We start from the raw sequence: 25,496 nt of genomic DNA, 5'->3' as shown, positions 1-25,496 counted from the left end.
TAGCCTAGGGTACGCTCAGCCACATGGCCAACGACGCAGTTGCGGGTAACGCGACCCGCGTGGCGCCGGCGGGGCCAGGGGACGGGGACGATCCGGTCCGCGCCGTGCTGGCCGCGTACACCCAGGACCTGATCACGGCGGTCCACGAGACCCTGAGCACGTTCCTCACCGCCGAGGTCGACACCCTCGCCGAGATCGACCCGTCGATGGGCCGATTCGCCGCAGCCGCGCGGGACGCCGTCCTCGTCGGCGGCAAACGGATCCGGCCCACGTTCGCCTACTGGGGGTGGCGCGGCGCGGTCGGCGCCGCCGAGGCACTGCCCCCGGTCCTGCCCGCGCTGGCCTCGCTCGAACTGCTGCACACCTTCGCCCTCGTCCACGACGACGTGATGGACGCGTCCACCACCCGCCGAGGCCGGCCCACCGCGCACGTCGCGCTCGCCGAACAGCACATCGCCGCCGGCCACCGAGGTGATCCCGCCCGGTTCGGCGAGGCGGTCGCCGTGCTCATCGGTGACCTCTGCATGGTCTGGGCCGATCGACTGCTGGCCCAGGCCACGGTGCCGACGGCCCGGCTGTTCGAGGTTCGCCGCTGCTACGACCAGATGCGGGTGGAGACGGTCGCCGGGCAGTACCTCGACGTGCTCGGCGAGAACGACCCGGCCAACTGGTCGGTCGACCGGGCGCTGCGGGTGGCCCGCTACAAGACCGCCAGCTACACCGTCCAGCGACCACTGCTCTTCGGGGCCTGTCTGGCCGGCGTCCCCCTCGACGATCCGCTGGTCTCCGCGTACACCCGTTATGGCCTGGCGGTCGGCGAGGCGTTCCAGCTGCGCGACGACCTCCTCGGCGTCTACGGCGACCCGGCCGCCACCGGCAAGCCGGCCGGCGACGACCTCCGCACCGGCAAGCCGACCACGCTGCTCATGCTGGCCCGGGAGCTGGCCACGCCAGCGCAGTTCCGGGCGTTGGAGCGGGCCGCCGGCGGACCGGTCGACCGGCTCGCCGAGTTGGTCGTGGAGACCGGTGCGGTGACCCGGGTGGAGCGGATGATCGCCGAGCGGGTGGGTGACGCGCTGGCGGCGCTCGACGCCGCACCCGTGGACCAGACGGCGCGGACCGCACTGACCGGGCTGGCCACCGCCGCTGCCAACCGGCGGGCCTGATGAGCGACTTGAGCAAGGAGGTGGTCACGTGCGGACGGTGACAGGACGGACGGACCGGGTGGTGGTCGTCGGGGCCGGGCTGGGTGGGCTCGCCTGCGCGCTGCACCTCGCCGGCAGTGGCCGGCAGGTGACAGTGCTGGAACGCGAGCCGGTGCCCGGCGGGCGCGCCGGCCGACTGGCCGTGGACGGCTACGAGTTCGACACCGGTCCGACCGTGCTCACCATGCCCGACCTGATCGCCGAGGCGCTCGGCGCGGTCGGTGAGGAGTTGCGCGACTGGCTCGACCTGACCCCGCTCGACCCTGCCTACCGGGCGTACTACCCGGACGGCTCGACCCTCGACGTGCTCACCGACACCACGCGGATGGCCGCCGAGATCTCCCGGGTCTGCGGGCCGCGTGAGGCCGACGGTTACCTGCGCTTCGTCGACTACGCGCGGGAGCTGTGGCGTCTGGAGCGGGCCGACTTCATCGAGCGCAACCTGGACGCGCCGACCGACCTGCTCACCGGCAACCTGCTCAAGTTGCTCACCGGCGGGGCCTTCCGTCGGCTCCAGACGAAGATCAACCAATTCTTCCGGGACCCACGTACCCAGCGGATCTTCTCCTTCCAGGCGATGTACGCCGGCCTCGCGCCGCACGACGCGCTGGCCATCTACACCGTCATCGCGTACCTCGACTCGGTGGCCGGGGTCTTCTTCCCGCGCGGTGGCATCCACGCGGTCTCCAGGGCGATGGCCGGCGCGGCCGAGAAGCACGGCGTGCAGATCCGGTACGACACCACGGTGACCCGGGTGGAGACCGCGAACGGTCGGGCCACCGGAGTGCTCACCGCCGACGGGGAACTGGTGCCGGCGGACGTGGTGGTGCTCAACCCCGACCTGCCGGTCGCCTACCGGGACCTGCTCCCGGCCGCTCCGGCACGACAGCTCACCTACTCGCCGTCCTGCGTCGTTCTGCACGTCGGTTCCCGACAGGCATATGAAAAGATCGCGCATCACAACATCCACTTCGGACGCGCGTGGAAGGGCACCTTCGATGAGGTCATCCGGCGGGGTGAGCTGATGACCGATCCGTCGCTGCTGGTGACCAACCCGAGCCGGACCGACCCGTCGGTGGCCCCTGCGGACCGGCACACCTACTACGTGCTCGCCCCCGTGCCCAACCTGCACCGGGCTCCGTTCGAGTGGCGCGGCGACCTGACCCAGCGCTACAGCGACCAGCTGATCGGCACCCTGGAGGAGCGCGGCTACGTCGGCTTCGGCGCCGGCGTCGAGGTGCTGCGGGCGATCACCCCGGCCGAGTGGGAGGAGCAGGGGATGGCCGCCGGCACGCCGTTCGCCGCCGCCCACACCCTCTTCCAGACCGGCCCGTTCCGCCCGTCCAACCTGCACCGCAAGCTGTCGAACGTGGTCTTCGTCGGCTCCGGGACCCAGCCGGGCGTCGGCGTGCCGATGGTGCTCATCTCCGGCAAGCTCGCCGCCGGCCGGATCACCGGGGACGGTCGATGAGCGGTCGCGAGGGGCACCTTGTCGAGCTGGTCGACGAGACCGGCAAGGCCAACGGCGAGACGACCGTCGCCGCCGCGCACCAGCCGCCGGGGCAACTCCACCGGGCCTTCTCCGTGCTGCTGGTGGACCCGGACGGCCAGGTGCTGCTCCAGCGCCGAGCCGCTGTCAAGACCCGGTTCCCGCTGCGCTGGGCCAACTCCTGCTGCGGCCACCCCCAGCCGGGCGAGTCGCTCGCCGAGGCCGCCAACCGGCGGCTACGCGAGGAACTGGGCGCGGGCCCGGTCGAGCTAACCGAGGTCGGCGTCTACGTCTACTACGCCGAGGACCCGGCGACCGGTCGGGTCGAATTCGAGTACGACCACGTGTTGCGGGGCGACTTCCTGCCCTCTGCTCCACTGCTGCCGGACCTGGGCGAGGTGGCCGAGCTGCGGTGGGCCGACCCGACCGCGCTGGAAGCCGAACTGGACCGCGACCCCCGGTCGTACGCGCCCTGGCTGGGTGGGGTGGTGAACCGGCTGCTGCGCCCCACGGGGTCCACGTCCGGCACATCCAGCCTGGCCGTGACCCCGCCCGGACCGGCGGACGACACGGCGGAGCGGTCGGGTGGTCGATGAGGCGCTGAGCGCGGGTGCGGTCGCACGCCGGCTGGGGGTCGCGGTCACGACCCTTCGCACCTGGCACCAGCGCTACGGGCTCGGGCCCAGTGAACACGTCCCCGGTCACCATCGCCGCTACACGCCGGCCGATCTGGCCCGCCTCGAGATCATGCGACGCCTCACCACCGAGGGGGTGAGCCCCGCCGAGGCGGCCCGCTGGGCCCGCCAGGCACCGGACCCGTCATCCAACGGCACGGTCGCCCCCGGCCGCACCCACGCACCTGGTCGCGACGGCGGTGGAAGCATCCCGGTGGGCCGCGCCGGGCCGGCAGCCCGCGGATTGGCCCGAGCCGCCATGCGCCTGGACGCGGCGGTGATCAGCGAGACGATCGCGCACGCCTTGGCCACCAGCGGGGTCGTCGCCACCTGGGAGGGACTGCTACGTCCGGTGCTCGCCGGCATCGGTGAACGCCACGCCGCCACCGCCGGCCTGATCGAGGTGGAACACCTGGTGTCCCGCTGCGTCTCGGAGGCCCTCGCGGCGGCCAGTCGGGTCAGGGTGCCCACCGGCCCGGCCCGCATCCTGCTCTCCTGCGCCGACGAGGAGCAGCACACCCTGCCACTGGAAGCATTGGCCGCGGCTCTCGCGGAGGCCGGGGTCAGCTACCGGATGCTCGGCGCCCGGGTGCCGGTGGCCGCCCTGGTCGAGGCGGTCAACCGGACCGGACCGGCCGCCGTGGTGCTCTGGTCGCACACCCGCGCCACCGCCGACCCGGCCCAGCTCAGCGCGTTGCTCGCCGCGCCCCGCCGCCCGCTGTTGGCGCTCGCGGCCGGCCCCGGCTGGCGAGCAGACGCGCTGCCCGCCGGGGTGGTCCGGCCGGTGGACCTGGCCGAGGCGGTCTCGCTGGCCGCCGCGGTCCGTGACTCCCTGGACCAGTCGACGCGTGACTGATCGCACTGTCGCCCGCTGACCGGGTGAACTACCGTCGGGCGGGTCCGCCTACCCCGACCCCTCCGGGAGCGAGCAGATGCAAGCCCGCGCCGTCCTGGCGTCCGTCCTCGCCGCGGCGCTGGCCCTGTCCGGCTGTGCCCAGCCGGAGCGCACCATCGCACCCGCCGGCGCTTCACGGCCGGTGGAAGCGACCAGGCCGCCCACCCCGACACCGCACCCCAGCGTCACCAAGCCGGCCAAGCCTCCGCTGCGTCCGTTGCCGGCGAAGCTCCCGGCCGGCCTGCGTCGCAACACCGGCGAACGCCCGGTGGTCCTCACCTTCGACGACGGGCCCAGCCCGACCTGGACGCCGAAGGTGCTCGACCAGCTGAAGGCCGCCAAGGTGACCGCGACCTTCTGCGTGGTCGGTCGCGAGGTGCAGCGCCACCCGGAGCTGGTCCGGCGGATCGTGCGCGAGGGGCACCAGCTCTGCAACCACAGCTGGCGGCACGACCTCGACCTGGCCCGGCGGCCCGTCGACGAGATCCAGGCCGACCTGGCCCGCACCAACAAGGCCATCCAGACGGCGGCTCCCGGCGCGAAGGTGCCGTTCTACCGGCAGCCGGGCGGCCGGTGGACGCCGGAGGTGCTGGACGTGGCGAAAGGGCTCGGCATGCTCCCGCTGCACTGGTCGGTCGACCCGCAGGACTGGGACAAGCCGACCGCCGCCACGATCGGCAAACGGGTCCACACCGCCGCCCGCCCCGGTGCCATCGTGCTGCTGCACGACGGGGGTGGCAACCGGGCCGCGACGCTCGCCGCCTGCCCTCACCTGATCGCCGACCTGAAGAAGCGCTTCGGCATCGCCAAACTCCGCTAGACCGCCCTTGACCTGCGGTTATCCCCCATTTCCAGCCCTTGCCGATTCCGATTTTGTCGACCGACCAGGCATCACGTATGCTTTCGGAGCCTCCGGCGGGGCCGGATGGGAGCAAGTCCGCTTGAAGTTGCGAGTGTGCAATGATGGCGGGGCCGCCCTCATCGTCTAGCGGCCCAGGACGCCGCCCTTTCAAGGCGGTAGCACGGGTTCGAATCCCGTTGGGGGCACGACCGGCGTAAGCCGGAGCAACACAAGCTAGGTCCTGTGGAGCAGTTGGAGTGCTCGCCGCCCTGTCAAGGCGGAGGTCGCGGGTTCAAGTCCCGTCAGGACCGCAGCGCTGACGCCGCGCCTCGCGCGGCGTTCTGCGTATCGGAGCAGGTCGCCCTGCCACCGGTTCATCCGGTAGCCGGGTAGCATGAGCCGAGCGACACGGCCAGGTAGCTCAGTTGGTACGAGCGTCCGACTGAAAATCGGAAGGTCGGCGGTTCGACCCCGCCCCTGGCCACATAGCCTTTCGCCGGGCTACAGAGGTCCCCACCAGCGGATTCGCAGGTGGGGATCTTGCTGTTTCCGGTGCTTTCACCGATACCCTGCACGACCGGTCCTGGCCGCCCCGCGTTCATCGTCCGCACCTACGCTCCGGCCCGTGGACAGAAGACCTGGCGGGATCGTGGAGACCATCGGAACACTCGGCGCTGTTGTCGGCGGCGCCCTCTTCGTCATGGGCCTCAGCGGCGTCAATTCCAGCGGCGAGTTCCTCGTGTCCGGCGCTCTGCTGGTGATCGCGGGCCTGCTGCTCCGCATAGAGGCAGCGGTGCTGGGAGCCCACTGGCGCGGACCTGACTTCTGACCTGGCCCCTCCCACCGGCCAGCAGCACCACGGAACGGCTTGTGATCAACTCGACTTCCCTGATGTCGGGGTGTCCCAGTGCTCGCGACACCGCGGTATCAAGGAAACCGAGTCGATCATGGCGCGGCCACGCGGCGGCACGGCGTCAGCGGTCGTGGCGACCCTGCGGGCGGTGCTGCACCACGCTGCCCTGGATCGCCTCCCACACGCTGCGTCCGGCCTGTCGCAGCGTCTCCCCCGCCTGCTCGGCGAGCTGCGCGGCGTTCTGGGCGGCAGCCTGCGCCGTGGCCGACAGACCGCCGTCACCGTCTCCGGACGGGCTCGGACCGGGCGCAGCCGCCTGATCGGGCCGGTCACCGGATCGTCCAGTCCTTCCTTCCGGCCCCCGGCCCGCCGACTCACGGGCTTCGGGCCTCGGGCCCGCCGGATGCTGACCTTCCGGCTCACGAGCCTCCGGATGCTGACCCGCCGGTCGCGACTGATCGGCTGGTCCAGGGCCGCCAGCTCGGGGCCCTGGACCCCCGGCCCTCGGTTCCGAGCCGACCGGACCTGGTCCAGGCCGACCCGGACCCGGCCGATCAGGAGGACCGGGTCGGTCACGGTCGGCGACCGCACCGACCTGCTGACCCATTCCCTCGAGTACGCCGTCAGAGCGCCTCGCCGACGCCCGGACCTCCGCTGCCCCGGCGGCCAACTGCTGCGCGCTGCGGTTCACGTCGTCGACGGCGGTGGCCGTCCGAGCGAGCGATTCGATGATCTGTGGGTTGCTGTCGAGGGTGTCGAGCGCCCGCCCCAGGATGCTGGTCAGCTGCTCCAGCCGCACCCGTAGCTGCGCCTCGGCGTGCACCCCGTTCACGTCCAGTTCGCCGCCGCTCAGGTGCACCCGTACGCCGGCGTCGACCTGGAGGAGGTTGGCCACCCGGGCCCGCAGCGACAGGTCGGCGTCGAGGCCGTCGACCACCAGCCGGATCGAGTCGACGGACACCTTCGGGATGTCGAGCAGGACGTCCGGTTCTGCCCTGTCGACGTCCCGGTCCGGCCCTCGTTGCTGCGCGTTCTCGCTCATGATCTCCCGCCCCGCCTGCACAGAGTTCCGGTCGTTCGCGCGGTTACCCGGTTTCCGGTCGGGCATCCCGTGCGTGACGGCCCGGCGACCCTCTGTCTGTAACTGGGCACCGCGCGAAGCTGCACACCCGGGCATCAGCCGGTATGGTCCGGGCCTATGGGACAGGAAATGACTGATCCGGCCGACATCCGGCAGGACGCCGACCGTTTTTCCCTGCGGTGCAGTCTTCTCGTCCCCGGCTCGGCCGAGCATGCGTTCGCGGTCTTCACCGCAAAGCTGACTGACTGGTGGGTCGTCGAATACACCTGGTCCGGCCCGGACGCACTCGACGAGCTGGGCATGGAGCCCCGGGCCGGCGGCATGCTCTACGAGATCGGCCCGTACGGCTTCCGCGCCGACTGGGGGCGGGTGCTCACCTGGGATCCGCCGCGGCGGCTGGTCTTCGTCTGGCAGATCGGCCCCGACCGGGCGCCGGTGCCGGATCCGGCCCGGGCCAGCGAGGTCGAGGTGCTGTTCCTGCCGGAAGGGCCGGAACGCACCCGGGTCGAGCTGGAGCACCGGCACTTCGACCGGCATGGCGAGGCGGCCGAGGGATACCGCAAGGCACTCACCGCCGGCTGGCACGAGCTGCTCACCCGCTACGTCGACACGGTGTCACGCCAGCCCGGCACCTCCGCCTGACCGGCTGACGCCTGACCGGCTCACCGGCCGAGCCGCCGATCAGCAGCGGAGCGGCCGGAGAGGTCCCGGCCGCCCAGGTTCGCGCGTTGGCCGGCCTCCGCACCCGAGCCGAACCCGGTGCCGCCCAATCGGCGTGGCGGTGCGGTGCGCAGCCGTGGGTACTCCTCGCTGAGCCGTCGTTGCACCCGGTCGGACCGGTCGGCGAGCACCAGCGCCACCGACGGCGTGCCCGACTCGCTGGCCGCCGCCGTCTCCGCCGCCCAGAGGCGGCCTCCGATCACCTCCGCGAAGCCGGCCAGCCAGGAGCGACGAAAGGCGGCGGGATGGTCGTCCTCCGGCACCGGGGTGGCGGCCAGGCCGTGCGCCGCCTGCACGAGCAGCGAGGTGAAGAGCAGGTCGACCCGCTCCAGGTCACTGGCGAAGCCGAAGAGGTGCAGCGCGAAGCCGTTGCCCTGCCGACGGCGCACGCAACGGCAGCGCAGCGGCTCGGCGACGGCGGCGAGCAGGCCGACCTTGTCGCGGGCGTACGGGGCGACGATGTCCAGAACCCGGTCGCCGACGGGATCGGTGGTCGGGTCGCGGACGGCCAGCAGCGCCCGGTCCACGCCGTAGCGGGCGATCAGCTCGGTCGCCTTGGCGGTGAACGCGGCGGCTTCGGCGGGCGTGCAGGCCGGATCCTCGGCCTGGGCCAGCAGCTTGCGCACCTTGCTGAGCATGGCCTCGGACATGCCTACAGAGCTACCACACGGGGCGGACATCAACGGGGCCACGACAGCATCGATCGATACGTATCATCGTCACCGTCCGATGATCAGTCCAATCCGGACTGTCAGTTGACTGTTTCGGAGGCCTGCACGCATGCCATCCCCGACCGCTCGCCTGTTCGCCGTCGCCACGACCGCCGCGCTGCTCTTCGCCGGCGCACCCGCACAGGCCGCCGCACCCACGCCGATCACACCGGCCGCCCCTGGCACGAACGCCTTCGCCCCGCTCGCCACCTGCTATGGCGGGGCAGTCCGGTCGTACTTCGAAAGTGGCCGCTACGGCGGCTCAGCCGGCCAGTACCGCACCACCACCCGCTGTCGCGACATCAACGTCCGCAACGCGAGCGTGTATGCCACCGAGGCGTGCGTGATCTTCGTCGACAAGACCAGCGCCTGCAACTACTGGACCTACCTGCCGGCCAACTCGGGCTGGATCACGGTGGCGACCAACGTCCGGGACGGGGTCAACTTCCGGGTCCGCTTCGAGAACCTGCGGTACGAGTACGAGCCGCTCATCGCGTACCACGCGTTCTGACCGGTGCGCCCGGTCGCGGCGTCCGCCCCCCGACGGACGCCGCGACCCGGCCTCTCACCCGGCGCGGCTGCGCAGGGTGGCGATCGTCGAGCCGGCGAGGGTGAGCAGGCAGTCGGGCAGCAGACCATCGGCTGCCGCAGCCCCGAACAGCGCCTCTCCGGTCGGCTCGTCCCGATTGGCGTACGCGCTGACGAAACGCGCCACCCAGCGGGTGTCGTACTCCGCCTGGTCGATCCCCGGGAAGTCCAGCGCCGCCCCGCTGGCCGCCGGGGTGTCACCCAGCATCGTCGCGGCGAGACACCAGGCGACCCCGTACGCGCCACTCAGGCCGGCCCGGTCGACGACCGCGTCGAACGCGCCCACCACCGCGTCTCCATCCCCGGCCAGCGCCGAGCGGAGCACGGCGGCTGCGTCGTCGAACGTTTGCTGTGGTAGGTCCGTCACCCAGCGCACAGTAGGACGGGAGGTCAAGCACCCCCACCGATCGTCACTGTCCGTGTTCAATGCGAGCTACCTGCGCTTTACGCCACCTCCACGGTCCCACCGTCGGCCTCGGCACGCTAATGTGCGCAGCGGACCTTCGCCGGAGGAAGGACGACCATGCTCGTTTCACGCCGCTCGCGGGTGGCCACACTGGCTGCCTGCGCGACGATCCTGCTCGCCACAAGCGCTTGCGGGGATGACAAGGCCAAGGAGGCCAGCGCCCAACAGGTGCGCCTCTACGGCACGGACGGCAACATGCTCAACTCCTATCCTGCGGAGTTGAAGGAACGTGCGAGCCTCGTGGACGGGATGAAGGGCACCACGCCACTCACCCCGCTGCCGGAGGACTTCAAGAGCCGACTGAAGGCCGTCGATCCGGCGCTGACGGACTATCTGTACGCAGCCGAGTCGTACGACGCGGTGGTGATCGCCGTGCTCGCCGCGCAGCTGGCCGGTAGTACCGACCCGGCGGCCATCGCGAAGCAGATCGTCGCGGTGACCAACGACGGGCAGCGCTGCGAGGATCCGGCGAGTTGTCTCGCGCTGGCCCGCAACGGGCAGGACATCGAGTACCGCAGCGTGTCGTTGACCCGGGCGGGCTTCACCGACAAGGGTGAGCCGGCCACCGCGAGCTACGCCACGCTGACCTTCGACGGGCAGCAGATCAACGACGGCAAGACCGAGTTCGTCGGCGCGGGCATCGAGTCGGCGGCGAGCACCAAGACGCCGCCGAAGCCGAAGAAGCAGCGCCCGGGGGGCGACCCCGACCAGGAGCCCCTGAAGTTGGGCGGCCTGCTGCCGAAGACCGGTGACCTGGCGATCGCGTACCCCCCGATGGCCGCCGGCGCCGCGCTGGCGATCAAGGAGGTCAACGCCGCCGGCGGCGCGCTGGGCAAGCCGGTGACCTGGGTCGAGGGTGACGACGGCACCAGCCCGACGGTGGCCAAGGCGACGGTGGCCAAGCACGTGGCGGACGGCGTCAGCGTGATCATCGGCGCGGGTGGTTCGGGCATCTCCCGAGAGGTGCTGCCGGACGTGGTGCGGGCCGGGAAGATCCTCTTCTCCCCGTCCAACACCGACAGCGGGCTGACCGACGTGGAGGACAAGGGCCTCTACTTCCGCACCGCCCCTCCGGACAGCCTCCAGGGCCGGGCGCTGGCCGACGTGATTCTCCGCGACGGGTCACAGAAGATCGTCATCGTGGCCCGGAAGGACTCCTACGGTGAGGGCCTCCAGGCCACCGTCCGCGACGAACTGGAGAAGGCCGGCATCGCGAACGACCGGCTCAAGCTGATGACGTACGAACCGCCGGCCGACGCGAAGGCGCCCCCGGTCGACTTCAGCGGCGGCGCGAAGGAGATCAAGGCCTTCGGCGCGGACGCCGTACTGATCATCGGCTTCGGTGAGTCCGCCCAGGTGATCCGCGGCCTGGCCGACGCCGGGGTGCAGATCCGGCAGTAGCCCAGCAGAAGCACGAAACGGCCGCACCGGCGCTCAGCCGGTGCGGCCGTTTCGTGTCGGGCGATCATCGCGGCCGGCGGCGCTCCAGGAACTCGGTCATCCGCCGGTGCTTCTCCTCGTCCTCGAAGAGCACCGCCTGGCTGACCAGGTCGAGATGCGGGTGCGCGGCGGCGGGCGCGTCCACCGCCAGCTTGGTCAGCCGCAGCGCCAGCGGCGAGCCCAGGGCGATCTCGTCCAACAGGGCGTGCGCCACTGTCAACAGCTCACCGGGCTCGTCCACCACCCGGTTCACCAGGCCGATCCGCAACGCCTCGGCGGCGTCCACCCGTCGTCCGGTGAAGAGCAGCTCCTTGGCTCGGCCCTCACCGACCAGCGCGGGCAGCCGGTGGGTCGCGCCAGCGCCGGCCAGGATGCCCAACCGCACCTCCGGCTGGCCGAAGACCGCCCGAGCCGTGCACACCCGCAGATCGCAGGCGTACGCCAGCTCCGCGCCACCGCCCAGGGCCGGGCCGTCGACGGCGGCCACGGTCGGCATCGGTAGCGCCCGGATCCGGGCGAACGCGGCGGAGTTGATCGCGGCGAGAGCGTCCGTGCGGCCCCGCTCGCGGAGTTGGCCGATGTCGGCGCCCCCGGCGAAGACGCCCTCGGCGCCGCCGGTCAGCAGCAGGAGCCGGGGGTACGCCTCCAACTCGGCGCAGACGTGGTGCAACTCGGCGATCAGGTCGGCGTCGATGGCGTTGCGCTTCTCCGGCCGATCCAACGTCACCACCAGCCGGTCCGGCCGCTCCTCGATCCGCAGGCCGCTCATTGTCTGACACCGCCTTCCCACCGGTAGAAGCCCTGCCCCGACTTCTTCCCGAACCGCCCCTCGGCCACCATCTCCACGAGCAGGGGTGGCGGTGCGAAGCGGTCCCCGTACGCGGCCTGGAGGGTGCGGGCGATGTCCAGCCGCACGTCCAGACCGACCAGGTCGGTGAGTTCCAGTGGGCCGATCGGGTGCCGGTAGCCCAACACCATGGCCTTGTCGATGTCGGCCGGGCTGGCCACCCCGTCGGCCACCATCCGGATCGCCTCCAGCCCGAGGGTGACCCCGAGTCGCGACGTGGCGAAGCCGGGCATGTCGCGTACGACGACGGGGTCCTTGCCCAACCGGCCGGCGAGCGCGACGGCCGCCGCGGTGGTCTCCTCGGCGGTGGCCGGGCCGACCACGATCTCCAGGAGCGCCATCGCCCAGACCGGGTTGAAGAAGTGCAGGCCGAGGAAGCGCTCGGGCGCGTCCAGTCCGGCGGCCAGCTCGCCGATGGCGATGCTGGAGGTGTTGCTGCCCAGCAGAGCCGGGTGCAGCGCGGCGGCGTCGCGCAGCACCGCCCGCTTCAGGTCGAGCCGCTCGGGCACCGCCTCGACGATCACCTCGGGGGCGGGAGCGACGTCGGCGAGCGTCGGGCGCAGCGTGACCCGTTGCCGGTTCGCGGCGGCCTCGTCGGCACTCAGCTTCCCGCGCTGCACCGCGCGCTCCCACAGGTCGGCCAGCCGGTTCAACGCGGTAGCTCCCCGCTCAGGGTCCACCTCGACCAGTTCCACGGCGTGCCCGGCCCCGGCCGCCACGTACGCGATGCCGAGCCCCATCGTGCCGGCACCGACGACCACGAAACGATCGCTCATCACGCCTCCCTGTCCCGCCCGCCGACGCGCGGGGTCCCCGCCACGCCGACCGGGGTGTTCCGCCCGCTCCGCTCGCTCATGGTGCGACCCTAGACAGCTCGACGACCCGGGCCATGCGTGGGGGAGCGCGGGATCGGGTAATGACGGCTGCGTCAACCGAGGGAAGGACCACCGAGATGAGCCAGGCACCGGAGAGCGTCACTGACGGGGAGATCGTGGAGACCCGGGGCGACGAGCGGGTCGAGCTGCTGCGCGCCGACACCAACAACGACGGCAGGACCGACGTGTGGGTGGTGGACACCGACGGCGACGGCAAGGCCGACCTGTTCCAGTTCGACACCGACGGCGACGGCAAGGTGGACATCACCATGGTCGACATCGACGAGGACGGCCAGCCGGACGAGGTGGTCGACGGCGACGGCGGTCTGCCGCCCGAGCAGCTTCCCCCGACCGTCCAGGTCTGAGCTGTACGACGGCCTCCGCGCTGGTGATGCGCGGGGGCCGTCGCTCAGTCGGCCAGGCGCAGGGTGGCCAGGTAGTAGGGCTTGTCGCGGTCGTCCACATCGGTCAACCGCCAGCCGGTGCCGTGCACCAGCGAGGCGAACTCGTCCGCCGAGCAGACCAGGTAGTCGAACCACTCGGTGCTCAGCTCCCGGTAGCGCAACCGGAGCCGGAGCTGACCGCCGAGCCGACCCCGGCGACGGTTGCGTTCGTGGTAACCGGTGTGCACCGGGTCGCGTGTGCCGTACGGGTCGGTGCCGTGCGCGATGATCTGCGCCCCCGGTCGGGCCAGCGCGGCGAGCGCGGTCAGGAACTCGGGAGCACGCTTCCGGCCCTCGAACAGCCCGAGGTTGTTGCCGAGCAGCAGGAACGTGTCGTACCGCTGACCATCGGCCACATGCGTGTCGACCGTGCCGTGTACCAGTCGCCGGACACCGCGACGCCGGCTCACCGCGAGCGCGCCGGCGGAGGTGTCCAGGCCGGTGACCGGTACGCCGCGCTCCTGGAGCAGCAGGGCGATCCGGCCGGCGCCGGTGCCGACGTCCAGCGTCTCGCCGCGGACCCGGTCCACCGCGCGGTGGTCGTACGGCTGCCAGTCCTGTGGTCCGTCGAGGTAGTGCGCGGCGGGCGCACCGTTGATCAGCCCGTCGTCCCGTTCGATGATCTCGATGACCGGCCGGGGCAGTCGCCCACCCACCAGGGGTCGCGGCCCGACCCCGCTGGCCACCGCGAGCGCGTCCCGCAGCAGTTCGCCGACCACGTCACCGATTAGAGGCTCCCCCGTCACGACGTTCACGCTATCCGGCCACTCAGCGACCCGTGGCGGCCGTATCCTGGCGGCGTGACCACGTTGGACCGGCTGTCGGCCGAGAAGTACATCCTGCTCACGACCTTCCGCAAGGACGGTCGGGCGGTGCCGACGCCGGTCTGGGCGGTACGCGACGGCGAGGCGTTGGCAGTCTGGACCCGGGCCGACTCGGGCAAGGTCAAGCGGATCCGGCGTAACGGCGAGGTGACGGTGGCTCCGTGCGACGTGCGGGGCCGACCGCACGGGGCGGAGGTGCCGGCCCACGCGACGATCTACGGCAGTGGTGACACCGGCCGGGTCCGTGACCTGCTCAAGCACAAGTACCGCCTGCTCGGTCGACTCAGCCTGCTGGGCAGCCGGCTGCGCCGGGGCGAGGGTGGCACGGTCGGCATCCGGGTGACCCTGGCCGAGACGCAGCGCTGAGTCGGTGCTGAGGCGTGGAAAGGGGCGGCGGATCGAGATCCACCGCCCCTGACCGGAAAGAACCTGTTGCCGACTCAGTCGCCCTGCCGCTGCTGCGGGATCTGACCCTGCAGCAGCGCCCTGACCTCCGACTCGCGGTAGCGACGGTGACCACCCAGGGTGCGGATGGCACTGAGCTTGCCGGCCTTGGCCCACCGGGTCACCGTCTTCGGGTCGACACGGAACATCGACGCCACCTCGGCCGGTGTAAGTAGCGGCTCTGGTTCGTGCGTTCGCGATGCCATCGGTCACTCCTCCACATGTATAGACATCGGCCGGGGTCCCGCCGGCCGACGCGTCTCCCATGGTCCGGCTAGTCCCCGATGTCCGACATGGGCCGAACGGATGAAGGTCCCTAGACGGACGGATGAACCATGCCCGATTTTTACGACTTTTACACGGCAGAAACTACCTTATTCGGACTCATGATCACGGTTCGTGATGCGTCAACTACGAGCACACCTCACCTTGGGAGCGCTCCTAGGCCGATTTGCCCCTAGTTGCACCGCTCGAGCAACTGCACCGCGCGCCACCGGGCCACCAACTTGTCGTACGCGGCCGACGCCTCGTCGGCCTCACCCCGCGACAGCCCCGCGAGGCCGCCCGCGACAAGTTCCGGAGAGTCGTCGGCCTCGAGGGTCTCGTCGGACAGCAGGTCCACCAGACCGCCGTAGTCCAACTCGACCACCGAGCGGGGATGGAACTCCTCCAACCAGCGAGCCGCCTCCTCCACCGCCTCGGTGATCGGCGCGTCGCCCACCGACTTGCGCAACACCGACAGCGCCCGCGAAGACCGGCGGCGGGCCTTGGAGATCTCGGTGCGGTAGCGCAACGCCCGTCGCCCCGGCTGGGTGACCAGGTCCCGCTCAGCCGGCTCGAAGAGCACGAACCACCGCAGTGGCACCCCCCAGGTGGCGATCTGCTCGTGCACCCGGGGTACGCCGTGTTCCAACACCCGAGCGCCGCTGCGCCAGTCGTCGACGACCGCCCTGGCCTGCCCGGCGAGCACCGGCGGCACGAAGGCGTCGGCGAGCACCGAGGGCACGCCGTCCCGAGCGCTGAGCGCCGCCTCGGCGACCCGGATCCGCAGGTTCCACGGGCAGACCAGCAGGCTGTCGTCCGTCTCCAGGACGTACGCCTCCTCCGGCAGGTCGGGCAGCCGGGTCCAGCCAGCGCCCAGCGCCTCGATCACCGCCGTCCGCTGCCGGCCGGGCCCCTCGACCGGGGCGACCGCCCGCCCCTCCGAGACGTAACGGCGCCAGTAGCTCTGCCGGTCCCGGTCGAAGGCGGTCAGCGGTTCGTACACGCGCAGGTAAGAAGCGAAGAGCGACGGCACCGCGCGATCCTCCCACGAACCGCAGCCGTACGGGCTCAGCGGCCGGACCACGCGCGCCGCAACGTGGGACGGCGGCGGCGCGTCGAGCACCTTCACGGCGGCCGATACTAGGCTCGACCACACCGGCAGCATCCCCGCCGGGGTTCACCAGGTCCGCGTCCCACAAGGGCGCACACCACTCCAGGAGCCAACCATGGGCGTATTCGCGAGCACCGACGATCCGGTATCGACCGGTCACGAACAGGTCGTGTTCTGCCAGGACAAGCAGAGCGGCCTGAAGGCGATCATCGGGATCTACTCCACCGCGCTGGGGCCGGCGCTCGGCGGCACCCGCTTCTACCCGTACGCCAGCGAGGAGGCCGCCCTCGCCGACGTGCTGGACCTGTCCCGTGGGATGGCGTACAAGAACGCGCTCGCCGGCCTGGACCTGGGCGGCGGCAAGGCCGTCATCTGGGGCGACCCGGAGCAGATCAAGAGCGAGGCGCTGCTGCGCGCGTACGGGCGCTTCGTGGAGTCGCTGGGCGGTCGCTACTACACCGCCTGCGACGTCGGCACGTACGTGGCGGACATGGACGTCGTGGCCCGGGAGACCCGCTACGTGACCGGTCGCAGCGTGGAGCACGGCGGCGCCGGCGACTCGTCGATCCTCACCGCCTGGGGTGTCTTCCAGGGCATGCGGGCCGCCGCCGAACACGTCTGGGGCACCCCGAGCCTGCAGGGCCGCCGGGTCGGCGTGGCCGGCCTGGGCAAGGTCGGCAAGTACCTCACCGGGCACCTGCTGGAGGACGGCGCCGAGGTGGTCGCCACCGACGTCAACCCGAAGGCGCTGGAGTGGGTGCGCACCAACCACCCGCAGGTCACCCTGGTGGACGACGCCAGCGCCCTGGTCGCGGCGGACATCGACGTGTACGCGCCGTGCGCGCTGGGCGGCGCCCTGAACGACGACACCGTGCCGGCGCTGCGCGCCAAGGTGGTGGCCGGGGCGGCGAACAACCAGCTTGCCCACCCGGGCATCGAGAAGCTGCTGGCCGACCGGGGCATCCTCTACACGCCGGACTACGTGGTCAACGCCGGTGGCGTGATCCAGGTGGCCGACGAGATCGAGGGCTTCAACTTCGACCGGGCCAAGCTCCGGGCGACGCGGATCTACGACACCACCCGCGAGATCCTCCGTCTGGCGGACGCCGAGGGTGTGCCGCCAGCGGTGGCCGCGGACCGGCTGGCCGAGCGGCGGATGGCGGAGATCGGCCGACTGCGCGGGATCCACCTGCGCTGAGCGTTACCGGAGGCGGGTCGACGGGATCCGCCTCCGGGCCTCCCGTACGGGCACGGCTGGGTAAGCTGAGGCCGGATCGAATTTTGGTGCGGTTTGTCCGGTGTCACGGGCGCTAACCGTTCCGCTCCTTACCCGGTACACTGGGTGACGGCCGGATCGACGCGACGCGCAGAGCCGGCTGACGGTAACCCGAGGTGCCGAACGGCGGCATCCCCATGTACCGTAAGAGCCACGAGAGATGCCTGACGTCATCGGGGCCCGCCTTCGGGCTGCCCCGCATTCTGTGCGAGGGGGTCGAGCCATGGGGCGCGGCCGTGCTAAGGCCAAGCAGACTAAGGTGGCGCGGGAGTTGAAGTACCACTCCCCGAACACCGACCTCACCGCCTTGCAGCGCGAACTGGCGGGTGCTGGTAAGTCTGAGCACCACTTCGACGACGACTCTAAAGAGTTCGTCGACGACGATGATGAGGATCACGCGGACGACGATCCGGATCCCTGGGTCCGTCCGACCCGCTGACCTCTCGACGCAGCTGAGCACGCGGTGATCCCCGCGTGCTCACGCACGTCCCGTGCAGGTGCAGTCGCCGACGAACAGGGGCCTGGCCCGACCGGAATCACTCCGGCCGCTCGACAGGCCCCTGTTCACGGCCCCCTCAGCGCGGGCGGTTGTTCCAGTTGTAGAACGTCGGGATGTTCTCGAAGTGGTTCCAGGCGCAGACCGCGCTGGCGCCGTCCCCGCCCGACACCTCCGAACGCAGGCGTCGCGCGGCCTCGGCCTCCCGCAACAGCGCGACGAGGGCCGGAGCAGCCTCCCGCACGCGCTCGTTGACTCCGTCATCCGCTGCGCGCTCGGGCCGCCGTTCACTGGTGCTCTCGGGCATGCTCCAACACTCCCTCCAATAGGCGGATCTTGCTGTTGCGGCAGTGCTCGGTCTCCGTACCGTCAAAACGCCCCAGCTCGAAGTAACGGTTGGCGGCATGGCCACCGCCGCAGAAGCCGAAGTAGGGGCAGGACACTCGACACGCCTCCACGCCGCTGAGGAACTCCCCGACCCAGGGCGTCGCCGCCGCCACGCCGAGGATCTCCGCCAGTGGGGTTCTCAGGACGTTGCCGCTGCTGAAGTCGCCGTAGCGGGGGTGGGTGAACCCAGCCAACTCCGGGGACAGCACTGTCACCGAGCCGTCGTGGCCGATCGTCGGGATCGGGTCCAGGTGGCGGGGCAGCACACCGTCAGCCGATCCGTCGAGCACCGCCGCGGCGTAGCGCAACGACCACTCGACCTCGCGGAGGTGGATCCGGGGCGCACGGCGCCAGGCCGCGACCAGTTCCGCCCAGAACGCGGTCACCGCCGACGAGTCGTGGCGGTTGTCCCGGGTGTTGACGCCCTCGGTCTCCTCGATGTTGATGCCCAACACGTCGCAACCCAGGTCGAGGAAGTAGTCGTACAACTCGGTTGCCAGCCCCCGCTCCGGCCGGGACACCACGGCCAGGGCGGAGAACGGCAGACCGCGCCGACGCAGCGCCGCGATGCCACGCACGATCCGGTCGTACGCCGGCTGGCCTCCCCGGTTGACCCGGTCACCGTTGCGCGCCCGGGGCCCGTCGACGCTCACACTCACCCGCACCTCGTGCCGGGCGAAGAAGTCGCACCACTCGTCGTCGATCAGGGTGGCGTTGGTCTGCACGTGATGCTCGACCTCGGGCCCGAACGGCGCGATCAGGTTGGCCAGGTGCTCCGGGCCGGCGGCCAGCGGTTCACCGCCGTGCCACACCACGGAGAACCGACCGGCCGCCGCCCAGGGGTTTACCGCCGCCGCCACCGCCTCGGCCACCGCCACCGGCATGCGCTGGTCGGTGGCCCGAAACGGCAGATAGCAGTACGCGCAGTCGAGGTTGCAGAGGGTCGTGGGCTGCATGACGACGTACGACGGGACGGCGGCAAGACCGCGCATCCCGTTGAACGACTGTCCCCGAGCAGCCATCGCCCTCCTCCGCCGGCTCTGAAGGGTGCCCTTCAGGCTAGGCGGCGTTGGCCACTCGGGTGAAGCCCTGATCAGGTGCCCGTACGATCACCAGAGGGTGATCATCCCCGGGTGTGCTGACCGACCATCTGCACGTTGCCGGTGCCCTCGATGATCTCGCCGGCCTGCCACGCCTCGACCCCACGGCCGGTGAGCGTCGCCAGCGCCCGGTCGGCATCCTCGGCCGACACGATCGCGAACATGCCGACGCCCATGTTGAAGGTCGACTCCATGTCCTGGTCGTCGATCCGACCCTTGGTCTGGATCAGGTCGAAGATCGGCTGCGGCTTCCAGGTGGACCGGTTGACCACCGCGTCGACGTGCTCGGGCAGCACCCGGACCAGGTTGCCGGGGATGCCGCCACCGGTGATGTGGGACAGCGCCCGCACCTCGGCCTCGGCGATCAGCTTGAGGCAGTCCTTGGCGTAGATCTTGGTGGGGGTGAGGAGTTCCTCGCCCAGGGTCCGCTGCCGACCGAAGTCGTCGATCACGATGTCCAGACGCATCCGGGCCGCGCCGAGGAGCACGTGCCGGACCAGCGAGTAGCCGTTGGAGTGCAGGCCGGACGAACGCATGGCGATCACGACGTCGCCCACCTCGACCCGCTCCGGGCTGAGGATGTCGGCCTCCTCGACCACGCCGACACCGGTCGCGGAGATGTCGTACTCGTCCGGACGGAGCACGCCCGGGTGCTCGGCGGTCTCCCCGCCCAGCAACGCGCAGCCCGCGTAGCGGCAGCCGTCGGCGATGCCCGCCCCGATCTCGGCGACCTTGTCCGGCACGACCTCGCCGGTGGCGATGTAGTCGAGCAGGAACAGCGGCTCGGCACCGCAGGCCACCAGGTCGTCCACGACCATCGCCACCAGGTCGATGCCGACCGTGTCGTGGATGTCCATCTGCTGAGCGATCACCAGCTTGGTGCCCACCCCGTCGGTGGAGGACGCCAGGATCGGGCTCTTGTACTTCTTCGTGTCCAGCCGGAACAGGCCGGCGAAGCCACCGAGGTCACCCAGCACCTCCGGTCGGCGGGTCTGGCGCACCTTCGACTTGAGCAACTCCACCGCGCGGTCACCCGCGTCGATGGAGACCCCGGCATCGGCGTACGAGACCGAGCGTTTGCGCGCCTGGCGGCCAGCACCGCCCGTCCACGGCTGGCGGTCGCCGCCGGCGCCGGTCGGGCTGCTTCCTGCGCCGCTGCGCTCGGACACGTGCGTCACGGTTCTCCCCTTTGGTTCTCGGTGCCGCCGGCGGTAGCCGGGCCGCGCCGGTTGGTGCTACGGGCGGTTTGCGGTAACGCCACCCGGAGTGGCGACGGACGAGCCGTTGGCGTGCGAGCCTTCCAGCGCCGAGTTGGCGACGCGCCGGCCCACACCTTCGAGCACGTGCTTGCCGATCAGGTTGCCGGCCGGCAACTCGATCGGGTACTCCCCATCGAAACACGCCCGACACAACCTGGTCTTCGGCTGCTCGGTCGCGGCGATCAGGCCGGGAAGCGAAACGTAACCCAGCGTGTCGGCGCCGATGGAGCGCCGGATGCCGTCGTTGTCCAACCCGTTGGCCAGCAGTTCCGCCCGGGTGGCGAAGTCGATGCCGTAGAAGCACGGCCAGCTGACCGGCGGGGAGGAGATGCGGACGTGCACCTCCAGCGCCCCCGCCTCACGCAGCATCCGCACGATGGCGCGCTGGGTGTTGCCGCGAACGATCGAGTCGTCCACGACCACCAGACGCTTGCCCCGGACGTTCTCTCGCAGCGGGTTGAGCTTGAGCCGGATGCCCAGCTGACGCAGGGTCTGCGACGGCTGGATGAAGGTGCGACCCACGTACGGGTTCTTCATCAGGCCGGCGCCGTAGGTGATGCCGGACGCCTCCGCGTACCCGATCGCGGCCGGAGTGCCCGACTCGGGCACCGGGATCACCAGGTCGGCCTCGACCGGGTGCTCCTTGGCCAACTGCCGACCGATCTGCACCCGTGCCGCGTGCACGTTGCGCCCGGCGATCGTGGCGTCCGGGCGGGCGATGTAGACGTACTCGAAGAGACAGCCCTTGGGCTCCGGCGCCGCGAACCGGGTGGAGCGTAGGCCGTTCTCGTCGATCGCGATCAGCTCACCCGGCTCGACCTCGCGCACCACGCTGGCACCGACGATGTCCAGTGCGGCGGTCTCGCTGGCCACCACCCAGCCGCGCTCCAGGCGGCCGAGCACCAGCGGGCGGACACCGTGGGCGTCGCGGGCCGCGTAGAGGGTCGACTCGTCCATGAAGACGAAGCTGAACGCGCCGCGCAGCTGCGGCAACACCTCGAGCGCCGCCGCCTCGACCGACAGGTCCGGTCGACCGGCCAGCAGCATCGTCACCAGGGAGGTGTCGTTGGTCGAGCCGTCCGCGACGAGGCCGCGCTCGGCGACCTCCTTCTCCAGCTCGGCCGTGTTGACCAGGTTGCCGTTGTGGGCCAACGCGATGGTCGTGCCCGCGGTGGTCGACCGGATCGTCGGCTGGGCGTTCTCCCAGTTCGACGCGCCGGTGGTGGAGTAACGGGCGTGCCCGATCGCCAGGTGGCCGCGCAGGCTCGCCAGGGTGGGCTCGTCGAAGACCTGGGCCACCAGGCCGAGGTCCTTGTAGACCACCACACCCGAACCATCGCTCACCGCGATGCCCGCCGCCTCCTGGCCGCGGTGCTGCAGGGCGTAGAGGCCGAAGTAGGTCAGATTGGCGACCTCTTCGCCGGGGGCCCAGACACCGAAGACGCCACAGGCGTCCTGGGGGCCAGGTCGTTGGGGGTCAAGGTCGTGGCTCAGCCGGCCGTCGCCTCGGGGCACCTACCGCTCCCTCATGCTGGTCTGGACCGGCCGGGCGGGATCACGGACGGATCCACACTCCTGTGCCGGGACCACTGTCATCGCCTGACAGTGTACGCGAATCGCCGTCAACACAGAAAGTCACGAATTCCGCGCTGAGCGTCACCCTCAGTGGGACGTCAGGACAATTCGAGGGGCAGATACGTCGAGAGGTCCGCTCGAACACCGCCCATCTGGACGCGACCCTCCGCGACCGCCTCCGCCCAATCGACCCTCCCGGTCGCCAACCTCAGCCACGTGTCGGGAGCCATCTCGACCACGTTCGGCGGGTTTCCCCTGGTGTGTCGAGGTCCAGGTACGCACTGGATCGCCCCGTATGGTGGGACGCGCACCTCCACCGATCGGCCGGGGGCGCGCTCCGCGAGGACGGCCAACAACGACCGGACCGCCTCTCGGAACACTGTCCGTTCGGGCGTACGCCCCTCGTCGAGCGCGGATAATGCGGCCGTTACGGCAGCGGACTTACTGTGCGGAGAGGACACGACGGGACGATACGACCCGCAGGCCAACTACCTGACGCTGGCCCTGGGTCGCGCCGATCCAGTCGGACAAGGCATAGTTGCCGACGGCGTATTCGAACCGTGATGATCCCCGGCCCGGCGCCCCGCCGGTCGGAGGGAAGTCAGCCCGGAAGGCGGTGGACGTGTCAACACACCGACGTGCCTGGAAGCAGCGGGCCGGTGTGGTCGTAGCGCTGGTTGCCGGCGCTCTGCTCGCCGTCCCCGCCACACCAGCCCTCGCCGCAAGCGTCGAGGTATCCCCGACCTCGGTCACCGTCAACGCCGGCAGCGACGCTACAGTCACCGTCCGCGTCACGGGCGGTAACGAGGACAAGGACAATAAAGGAAAGATCAGTCTTTCCGGCCTGCCGTCCGGTGTCACCTGCGCTGGCGGTTGCGGCGATTTCGACTTCTCCGGCGGCCTGGGCAACCCGACAAAGTCGGTGCTGGTCAGGATCGCGGCCAACGACAGTGCCGGCGACGCGAACGCCACTGTCACAGTGGCCGTCGAAGCCGAATCCGGCCCGAGCACCGCTTCCCTGGCGCTGACCGTCAAGGGCAAGGCCGCGCCTCCGCCGCAGAAGCAGACCGTGCAGTCGGTCTCCGGCAAGGTGGTCGTGCAGGCCGACAGCAAGGCCGTGCCCAACGCGGTGGTCATGCTGCTGGACAGCACCGGCAAGCGCTTCGACACCACCAGCGACGGCAGCGGCAACTTCCGTTTCACGGGCACCACGAGCAACCCGATCGCGCCGGGTCGACTCGACCTCGGCGCCAGCTTCGACAACGTGGTGGCCAGGAAGACCATCAACGCCGCAGCCGGGCAGGCCCTCACCGGGCAGCGGATCAGCCTCGCGATCAAGACCGAGGTGACGCCCAGCCCGACCCCGTCGGCCAGCACCGAGGCGACTCCCACCGAGGAGGCGCTCGAGGAGGGCACCGAGGACGAGGCCAGCGAGGACGCCAGCCCCGGTGCCCCGGCGAACGCCTCGAACAACGAGGACAGCGGCGGCGGTGCGGGTTCGTACCTGATCATCCTGCTCGGCGGTCTCCTGGTGGCCGCCGGCGTCGGCACCATCGTGCTGCTCTGGATGAAGCGCAAGGAGAACGGCGGTGACGACGACGACGCGGTCCCGGCTGGCGGCGGTCCGATCCCGCCCGCGCGGGGTGGTTTCCGCGGCCCCGACGACCAGACCCGGGTGGTCGGTGGCCGACCCGGCGGCGCGGACCCGACCATGGTCGGCGGTGCGTCGCTGAGCGAGGCACCGACGATGATGCACCGCCCGGTCGTCGACGACGTGCCGCCAGACCCGTACGGCGCGCCGGCCCCGGCGTACGGCGCGAGCCAGCAGGGCTGGGGCGGCACCGGTTACGGCGACGAGCCCGCGCCCGGCGGCTACGGCGCCGGCGGTTACGGCAACGCCCCCGCTTCGGGTGGCGGCTACGGCGCTGGCGCGGCCGCGGGCGGTTACGCCGCTGGCGCGGCCGGTGACGGCTACGGCGCCGCGCCCGGTTCCGGCGCCGGCTACGGCAGCGCGCCGACCTCCGGTGGTGGTTACGGCAACGACCCCGCCTCCGGCGGCGGATACGGCAGCCGTGACTACACCGCCCAGGCCGGAGCGGCCGGCTACCCGCCGGCTCCCGCTGGCGCAGGAGCCTACGGAGAGCGGTACGACGAGCCGACCGGCCGTTACACCGGAGACAGCACCCAGTACCCGGCACCGGCCGACCCGTACGCGACCGGTGTCTACCAGCCCGAGCAGGGGCAGGGCTACGGCCAGCCGGACTCGGCCCCCCCGTACGGCGGACGGGCTACCGAGCCGACCGCAGGATACGGCGGGCCGGCCGCCGGTGGCTACGACCAGGGCGGCTACGGCCAACCGACCGGTGGGTACGAGCAGGGTGGCGGCTACGGCCAGGAGCCCCCACCGCAGCGCGGCGGCTACGACGACCGGGGCTACGACCAGGGCGGCTACGGCCAACCGGCCGGTGGATACGAGCAGGGTGGCGGCTACGGCCAGGAGCCCCCACCGCAGCGCGGCGGCTACGACGACCGGGGCTACGACCAGGGCGGCTACGGCCAACCGGCCGGGCGATCCCGGCCGGACACCCCGCCGCCGACCGAGCGGGGCGGTCGACGCCTCGACTGGCTGGACGACTGACCGACCACAGCGCACACCGAAACGGCCACCTGGAGATCCGGGTGGCCGTTTCGTCTGATCCACTCGCCTTTCCGGAAGTCGGGGTATCGCCCGGACCTGGACACCCCGATGTCCTGGAACGCGAGTCGATCACCGCCGCCGGCAGGCGACCGGCGTCGAGCAGGGCAGGCGACCGGCGGCGAGCAGGGCAGGCGGCAGGCGTTGCCGGTGTGGGCGGGCGACGGGCTGCGCGCCTCGCTCAGGCGGCGGAGAAGACGCCTTGGCGGAGCACCGGCACGACGTCCGACACGCCGATCCGGACGGCGACATCCACGTCGTCGGCGAAGCCGCCCTCGGTCAACTCGCGGCCGGAGACGCTACCCCGCACGGCGGCGGGCACGTCCGGAGTGCTCGCCAGCGCGGCGAGCGCCATGGCCGCCTCCACGGACAGCCCGCCCGGCACTCCGGAGAGGGCGTCCAGCACCGAGGCGGCACCGAGCTGGTCCTCCACCGACGGGCGCAGCGACCCGTCCGGCCAGTGCTCCCCGGCAGCGATCACACCGATCGGGGCGTCCACAGTGCCGTACCCCTGGCGGCGCAGCCAACGCCCGACGGCGCGTGCGTTGCGCAGGCACGCCGCGACGACCGGTAGGCCGGTGGCGCTGGCGGCGGCGCTGATGGCGGAGCCGTTCGGTGAGGGCAGGACCAGGTCCGCCACCACCGGCGCGGCACCCAGCGCGGCCGGCGAGAGCGACCACGGATGGTCCGCGGTCACCTGCCGCCGCCCCACCGCGGCGACCGCGCCGACGCGTAGCGCGTACTCGGCGGCCTGCTCACCCCACGGGAACGGGTGCACCCGCATGCCCCGGGCGACCGCCACCTCCACGGAGGTGGTGAACGACAGGACGTCCACCACCACCAGCGCCGCGCAGACGCGACCGAGTTCGGCCGCTCCGGTCAGGCCCCAGTCGAACCGGGCGCCCGAACCGGGTTGGCCGTAGACGGCGGCCGTCAAC

28 protein-coding genes and 3 tRNA genes are annotated in these 25,496 nt (G+C 71.4%); 17 read left to right on the top strand and 14 right to left on the bottom strand.

Annotated features, from left to right (window positions below):
- Nucleotides 1–23: 23 nt before the first annotated feature.
- The 9 genes from O7614_RS02515 (at nucleotide 24) to O7614_RS02475 (ending at nucleotide 5,933) form a co-directional block, all read left to right on the top strand.
- Nucleotides 24–1,166 (top strand): polyprenyl synthetase family protein, encoded by a 1,143-nt coding sequence (locus O7614_RS02515; protein ID WP_278136881.1) that lies wholly within the window; start codon nucleotides 24–26, stop codon nucleotides 1,164–1,166.
- 28 nt (nucleotides 1,167–1,194) lie between these two features.
- Nucleotides 1,195–2,676: a phytoene desaturase family protein gene (crtI, locus tag O7614_RS02510; protein WP_278136880.1), complete on the top strand. Its 1,482-nt coding sequence runs from the start codon at nucleotides 1,195–1,197 to the stop codon at nucleotides 2,674–2,676.
- Entirely contained in the window at nucleotides 2,673–3,290 is a 618-nt protein-coding gene (gene idi / locus O7614_RS02505) for an isopentenyl-diphosphate Delta-isomerase (protein ID WP_278136879.1), read from the top strand. Before crtI ends, idi begins: the two co-directional genes overlap by 4 nt.
- Nucleotides 3,280–4,224 carry a MerR family transcriptional regulator gene (locus O7614_RS02500; protein ID WP_278136878.1) on the top strand — a complete coding sequence of 315 codons (945 nt, stop codon included), beginning with the start codon at nucleotides 3,280–3,282 and terminating at the stop codon, nucleotides 4,222–4,224. Before idi ends, O7614_RS02500 begins: the two co-directional genes overlap by 11 nt.
- Before the next feature lie 76 nt (nucleotides 4,225–4,300).
- Nucleotides 4,301–5,083, top strand: a complete 783-nt coding sequence (locus tag O7614_RS02495; RefSeq protein ID WP_278136877.1) for a polysaccharide deacetylase family protein — start codon at nucleotides 4,301–4,303, stop codon at nucleotides 5,081–5,083.
- A 154-nt stretch (nucleotides 5,084–5,237) separates the two neighbouring features.
- Nucleotides 5,238–5,310, top strand: a tRNA-Glu gene (locus O7614_RS02490).
- A gap of 31 nt (nucleotides 5,311–5,341) precedes the next feature.
- Nucleotides 5,342–5,415 (top strand) — tRNA-Asp (locus O7614_RS02485).
- Between the two features lie 99 nt (nucleotides 5,416–5,514).
- Nucleotides 5,515–5,588, top strand: a tRNA-Phe gene (locus O7614_RS02480).
- A 141-nt stretch (nucleotides 5,589–5,729) separates the two neighbouring features.
- Entirely contained in the window at nucleotides 5,730–5,933 is a 204-nt protein-coding gene (locus O7614_RS02475) for a hypothetical protein (protein ID WP_278136876.1), read from the top strand.
- A gap of 145 nt (nucleotides 5,934–6,078) precedes the next feature.
- Here the strand turns inward: O7614_RS02475 and O7614_RS02470 are convergent, their stop codons facing one another.
- Entirely contained in the window at nucleotides 6,079–6,999 is a 921-nt protein-coding gene (locus O7614_RS02470; protein WP_278136875.1) for a hypothetical protein, read from the bottom strand.
- Nucleotides 7,000–7,155: 156 nt separating this feature from the next.
- On the opposite strand from O7614_RS02470, the gene O7614_RS02465 reads away from it, so the two are divergent.
- The gene (locus O7614_RS02465; protein ID WP_278136874.1) at nucleotides 7,156–7,680 is read left to right on the top strand and encodes an SRPBCC family protein; all 525 of its coding nucleotides are present in this window, start codon (nucleotides 7,156–7,158) and stop codon (nucleotides 7,678–7,680) included.
- 20 nt (nucleotides 7,681–7,700) lie between these two features.
- Here the strand turns inward: O7614_RS02465 and O7614_RS02460 are convergent, their stop codons facing one another.
- A complete protein-coding gene (locus O7614_RS02460) occupies nucleotides 7,701–8,408 on the bottom strand; it encodes a DUF2786 domain-containing protein (RefSeq protein WP_278136873.1) in 708 nt (235 codons plus the stop codon).
- Nucleotides 8,409–8,538: 130 nt separating this feature from the next.
- Between O7614_RS02460 and O7614_RS02455 the strand changes: the two genes are divergently transcribed.
- Nucleotides 8,539–8,979 carry a hypothetical protein gene (locus O7614_RS02455; RefSeq protein ID WP_278136872.1) on the top strand — a complete coding sequence of 147 codons (441 nt, stop codon included), beginning with the start codon at nucleotides 8,539–8,541 and terminating at the stop codon, nucleotides 8,977–8,979.
- 54 nt (nucleotides 8,980–9,033) lie between these two features.
- On the opposite strand, the gene O7614_RS02450 is transcribed toward O7614_RS02455, so the two are convergent.
- Nucleotides 9,034–9,423: a hypothetical protein gene (locus tag O7614_RS02450; RefSeq protein WP_278136871.1), complete on the bottom strand. Its 390-nt coding sequence runs from the start codon at nucleotides 9,421–9,423 to the stop codon at nucleotides 9,034–9,036.
- A gap of 156 nt (nucleotides 9,424–9,579) precedes the next feature.
- Here O7614_RS02450 and O7614_RS02445 point away from each other — a divergent pair, with 156 nt between their 5' ends.
- Nucleotides 9,580–10,923, top strand: a complete 1,344-nt coding sequence (locus O7614_RS02445) for an ABC transporter substrate-binding protein (protein ID WP_278136870.1) — start codon at nucleotides 9,580–9,582, stop codon at nucleotides 10,921–10,923.
- 64 nt (nucleotides 10,924–10,987) lie between these two features.
- Here the strand turns inward: O7614_RS02445 and O7614_RS02440 are convergent, their stop codons facing one another.
- Nucleotides 10,988–11,731 (bottom strand): enoyl-CoA hydratase/isomerase family protein, encoded by a 744-nt coding sequence (locus tag O7614_RS02440; protein WP_278136869.1) that lies wholly within the window; start codon nucleotides 11,729–11,731, stop codon nucleotides 10,988–10,990.
- Nucleotides 11,728–12,585, bottom strand: coding sequence for a 3-hydroxyacyl-CoA dehydrogenase family protein (locus O7614_RS02435; protein ID WP_278136868.1), 858 nt, complete (start codon nucleotides 12,583–12,585; stop codon nucleotides 11,728–11,730). The genes O7614_RS02440 and O7614_RS02435 overlap by 4 nt, the downstream gene beginning before the upstream one ends.
- Nucleotides 12,586–12,761: 176 nt before the next feature.
- On the opposite strand from O7614_RS02435, the gene O7614_RS02430 reads away from it, so the two are divergent.
- Complete coding sequence (locus O7614_RS02430) at nucleotides 12,762–13,049, top strand: hypothetical protein (protein WP_278136867.1); 288 nt, start codon at nucleotides 12,762–12,764, stop codon at nucleotides 13,047–13,049.
- A gap of 44 nt (nucleotides 13,050–13,093) precedes the next feature.
- On the opposite strand, the gene O7614_RS02425 is transcribed toward O7614_RS02430, so the two are convergent.
- Complete coding sequence (locus O7614_RS02425; protein ID WP_278136866.1) at nucleotides 13,094–13,873, bottom strand: class I SAM-dependent methyltransferase; 780 nt, start codon at nucleotides 13,871–13,873, stop codon at nucleotides 13,094–13,096.
- Between the two features lie 54 nt (nucleotides 13,874–13,927).
- Between O7614_RS02425 and O7614_RS02420 the strand changes: the two genes are divergently transcribed.
- Nucleotides 13,928–14,317, top strand: coding sequence for a PPOX class F420-dependent oxidoreductase (locus tag O7614_RS02420; protein WP_278136865.1), 390 nt, complete (start codon nucleotides 13,928–13,930; stop codon nucleotides 14,315–14,317).
- A 74-nt stretch (nucleotides 14,318–14,391) separates the two neighbouring features.
- On the opposite strand, the gene O7614_RS02415 is transcribed toward O7614_RS02420, so the two are convergent.
- On the bottom strand, nucleotides 14,392–14,601 hold the full coding sequence (locus O7614_RS02415) for a BldC family transcriptional regulator (RefSeq protein ID WP_007073996.1): 210 nt from the start codon (nucleotides 14,599–14,601) through the stop codon (nucleotides 14,392–14,394).
- 251 nt (nucleotides 14,602–14,852) lie between these two features.
- Nucleotides 14,853–15,692 (bottom strand): hypothetical protein, encoded by an 840-nt coding sequence (locus tag O7614_RS02410; protein WP_278142122.1) that lies wholly within the window; start codon nucleotides 15,690–15,692, stop codon nucleotides 14,853–14,855.
- A 193-nt stretch (nucleotides 15,693–15,885) separates the two neighbouring features.
- Between O7614_RS02410 and O7614_RS02405 the strand changes: the two genes are divergently transcribed.
- Both O7614_RS02405 and O7614_RS02400 read left to right on the top strand, forming a co-directional pair.
- Nucleotides 15,886–16,968, top strand: a complete 1,083-nt coding sequence (locus O7614_RS02405) for a Glu/Leu/Phe/Val dehydrogenase (protein WP_278136863.1) — start codon at nucleotides 15,886–15,888, stop codon at nucleotides 16,966–16,968.
- Between the two features lie 301 nt (nucleotides 16,969–17,269).
- A complete protein-coding gene (locus tag O7614_RS02400; RefSeq protein ID WP_030332207.1) occupies nucleotides 17,270–17,485 on the top strand; it encodes a DUF3073 domain-containing protein in 216 nt (71 codons plus the stop codon).
- Nucleotides 17,486–17,621: 136 nt separating this feature from the next.
- Here the strand turns inward: O7614_RS02400 and amcA are convergent, their stop codons facing one another.
- The 5 genes from amcA to O7614_RS02375 form a co-directional block, all read right to left on the bottom strand.
- Nucleotides 17,622–17,849, bottom strand: a complete 228-nt coding sequence (gene amcA / locus O7614_RS02395; RefSeq protein ID WP_278136862.1) for a multiple cyclophane-containing RiPP AmcA — start codon at nucleotides 17,847–17,849, stop codon at nucleotides 17,622–17,624.
- On the bottom strand, nucleotides 17,830–18,921 hold the full coding sequence (gene amcB, locus O7614_RS02390) for a cyclophane-forming radical SAM peptide maturase AmcB (RefSeq protein ID WP_347404392.1): 1,092 nt from the start codon (nucleotides 18,919–18,921) through the stop codon (nucleotides 17,830–17,832). The genes amcA and amcB overlap by 20 nt, the downstream gene beginning before the upstream one ends.
- A gap of 131 nt (nucleotides 18,922–19,052) precedes the next feature.
- Entirely contained in the window at nucleotides 19,053–20,207 is a 1,155-nt protein-coding gene (gene purM, locus O7614_RS02385; RefSeq protein WP_124777677.1) for a phosphoribosylformylglycinamidine cyclo-ligase, read from the bottom strand.
- A 57-nt stretch (nucleotides 20,208–20,264) separates the two neighbouring features.
- Nucleotides 20,265–21,803, bottom strand: a complete 1,539-nt coding sequence (gene purF, locus O7614_RS02380) for an amidophosphoribosyltransferase (RefSeq protein ID WP_278136860.1) — start codon at nucleotides 21,801–21,803, stop codon at nucleotides 20,265–20,267.
- Nucleotides 21,804–21,961: 158 nt separating this feature from the next.
- Nucleotides 21,962–22,324, bottom strand: a complete 363-nt coding sequence (locus O7614_RS02375; protein WP_278136859.1) for a sterol carrier family protein — start codon at nucleotides 22,322–22,324, stop codon at nucleotides 21,962–21,964.
- Nucleotides 22,325–22,485: 161 nt separating this feature from the next.
- Between O7614_RS02375 and O7614_RS02370 the strand changes: the two genes are divergently transcribed.
- Nucleotides 22,486–24,501, top strand: coding sequence for a carboxypeptidase-like regulatory domain-containing protein (locus O7614_RS02370; RefSeq protein WP_278136857.1), 2,016 nt, complete (start codon nucleotides 22,486–22,488; stop codon nucleotides 24,499–24,501).
- A gap of 238 nt (nucleotides 24,502–24,739) precedes the next feature.
- On the opposite strand, the gene O7614_RS02365 is transcribed toward O7614_RS02370, so the two are convergent.
- Nucleotides 24,740–25,495, bottom strand: coding sequence for a 2-phosphosulfolactate phosphatase (locus O7614_RS02365; protein ID WP_278142120.1), 756 nt, complete (start codon nucleotides 25,493–25,495; stop codon nucleotides 24,740–24,742).
- Nucleotide 25,496 lies beyond the last annotated feature (1 nt).

Source organism: Micromonospora sp. WMMD961, from assembly GCF_029626145.1.
GTDB lineage: Bacteria > Actinomycetota > Actinomycetes > Mycobacteriales > Micromonosporaceae > Micromonospora.
The sequence above is the reverse complement of the archived record's forward strand: the minus strand, read 5'-3'. Positions and strand labels throughout refer to the sequence as shown.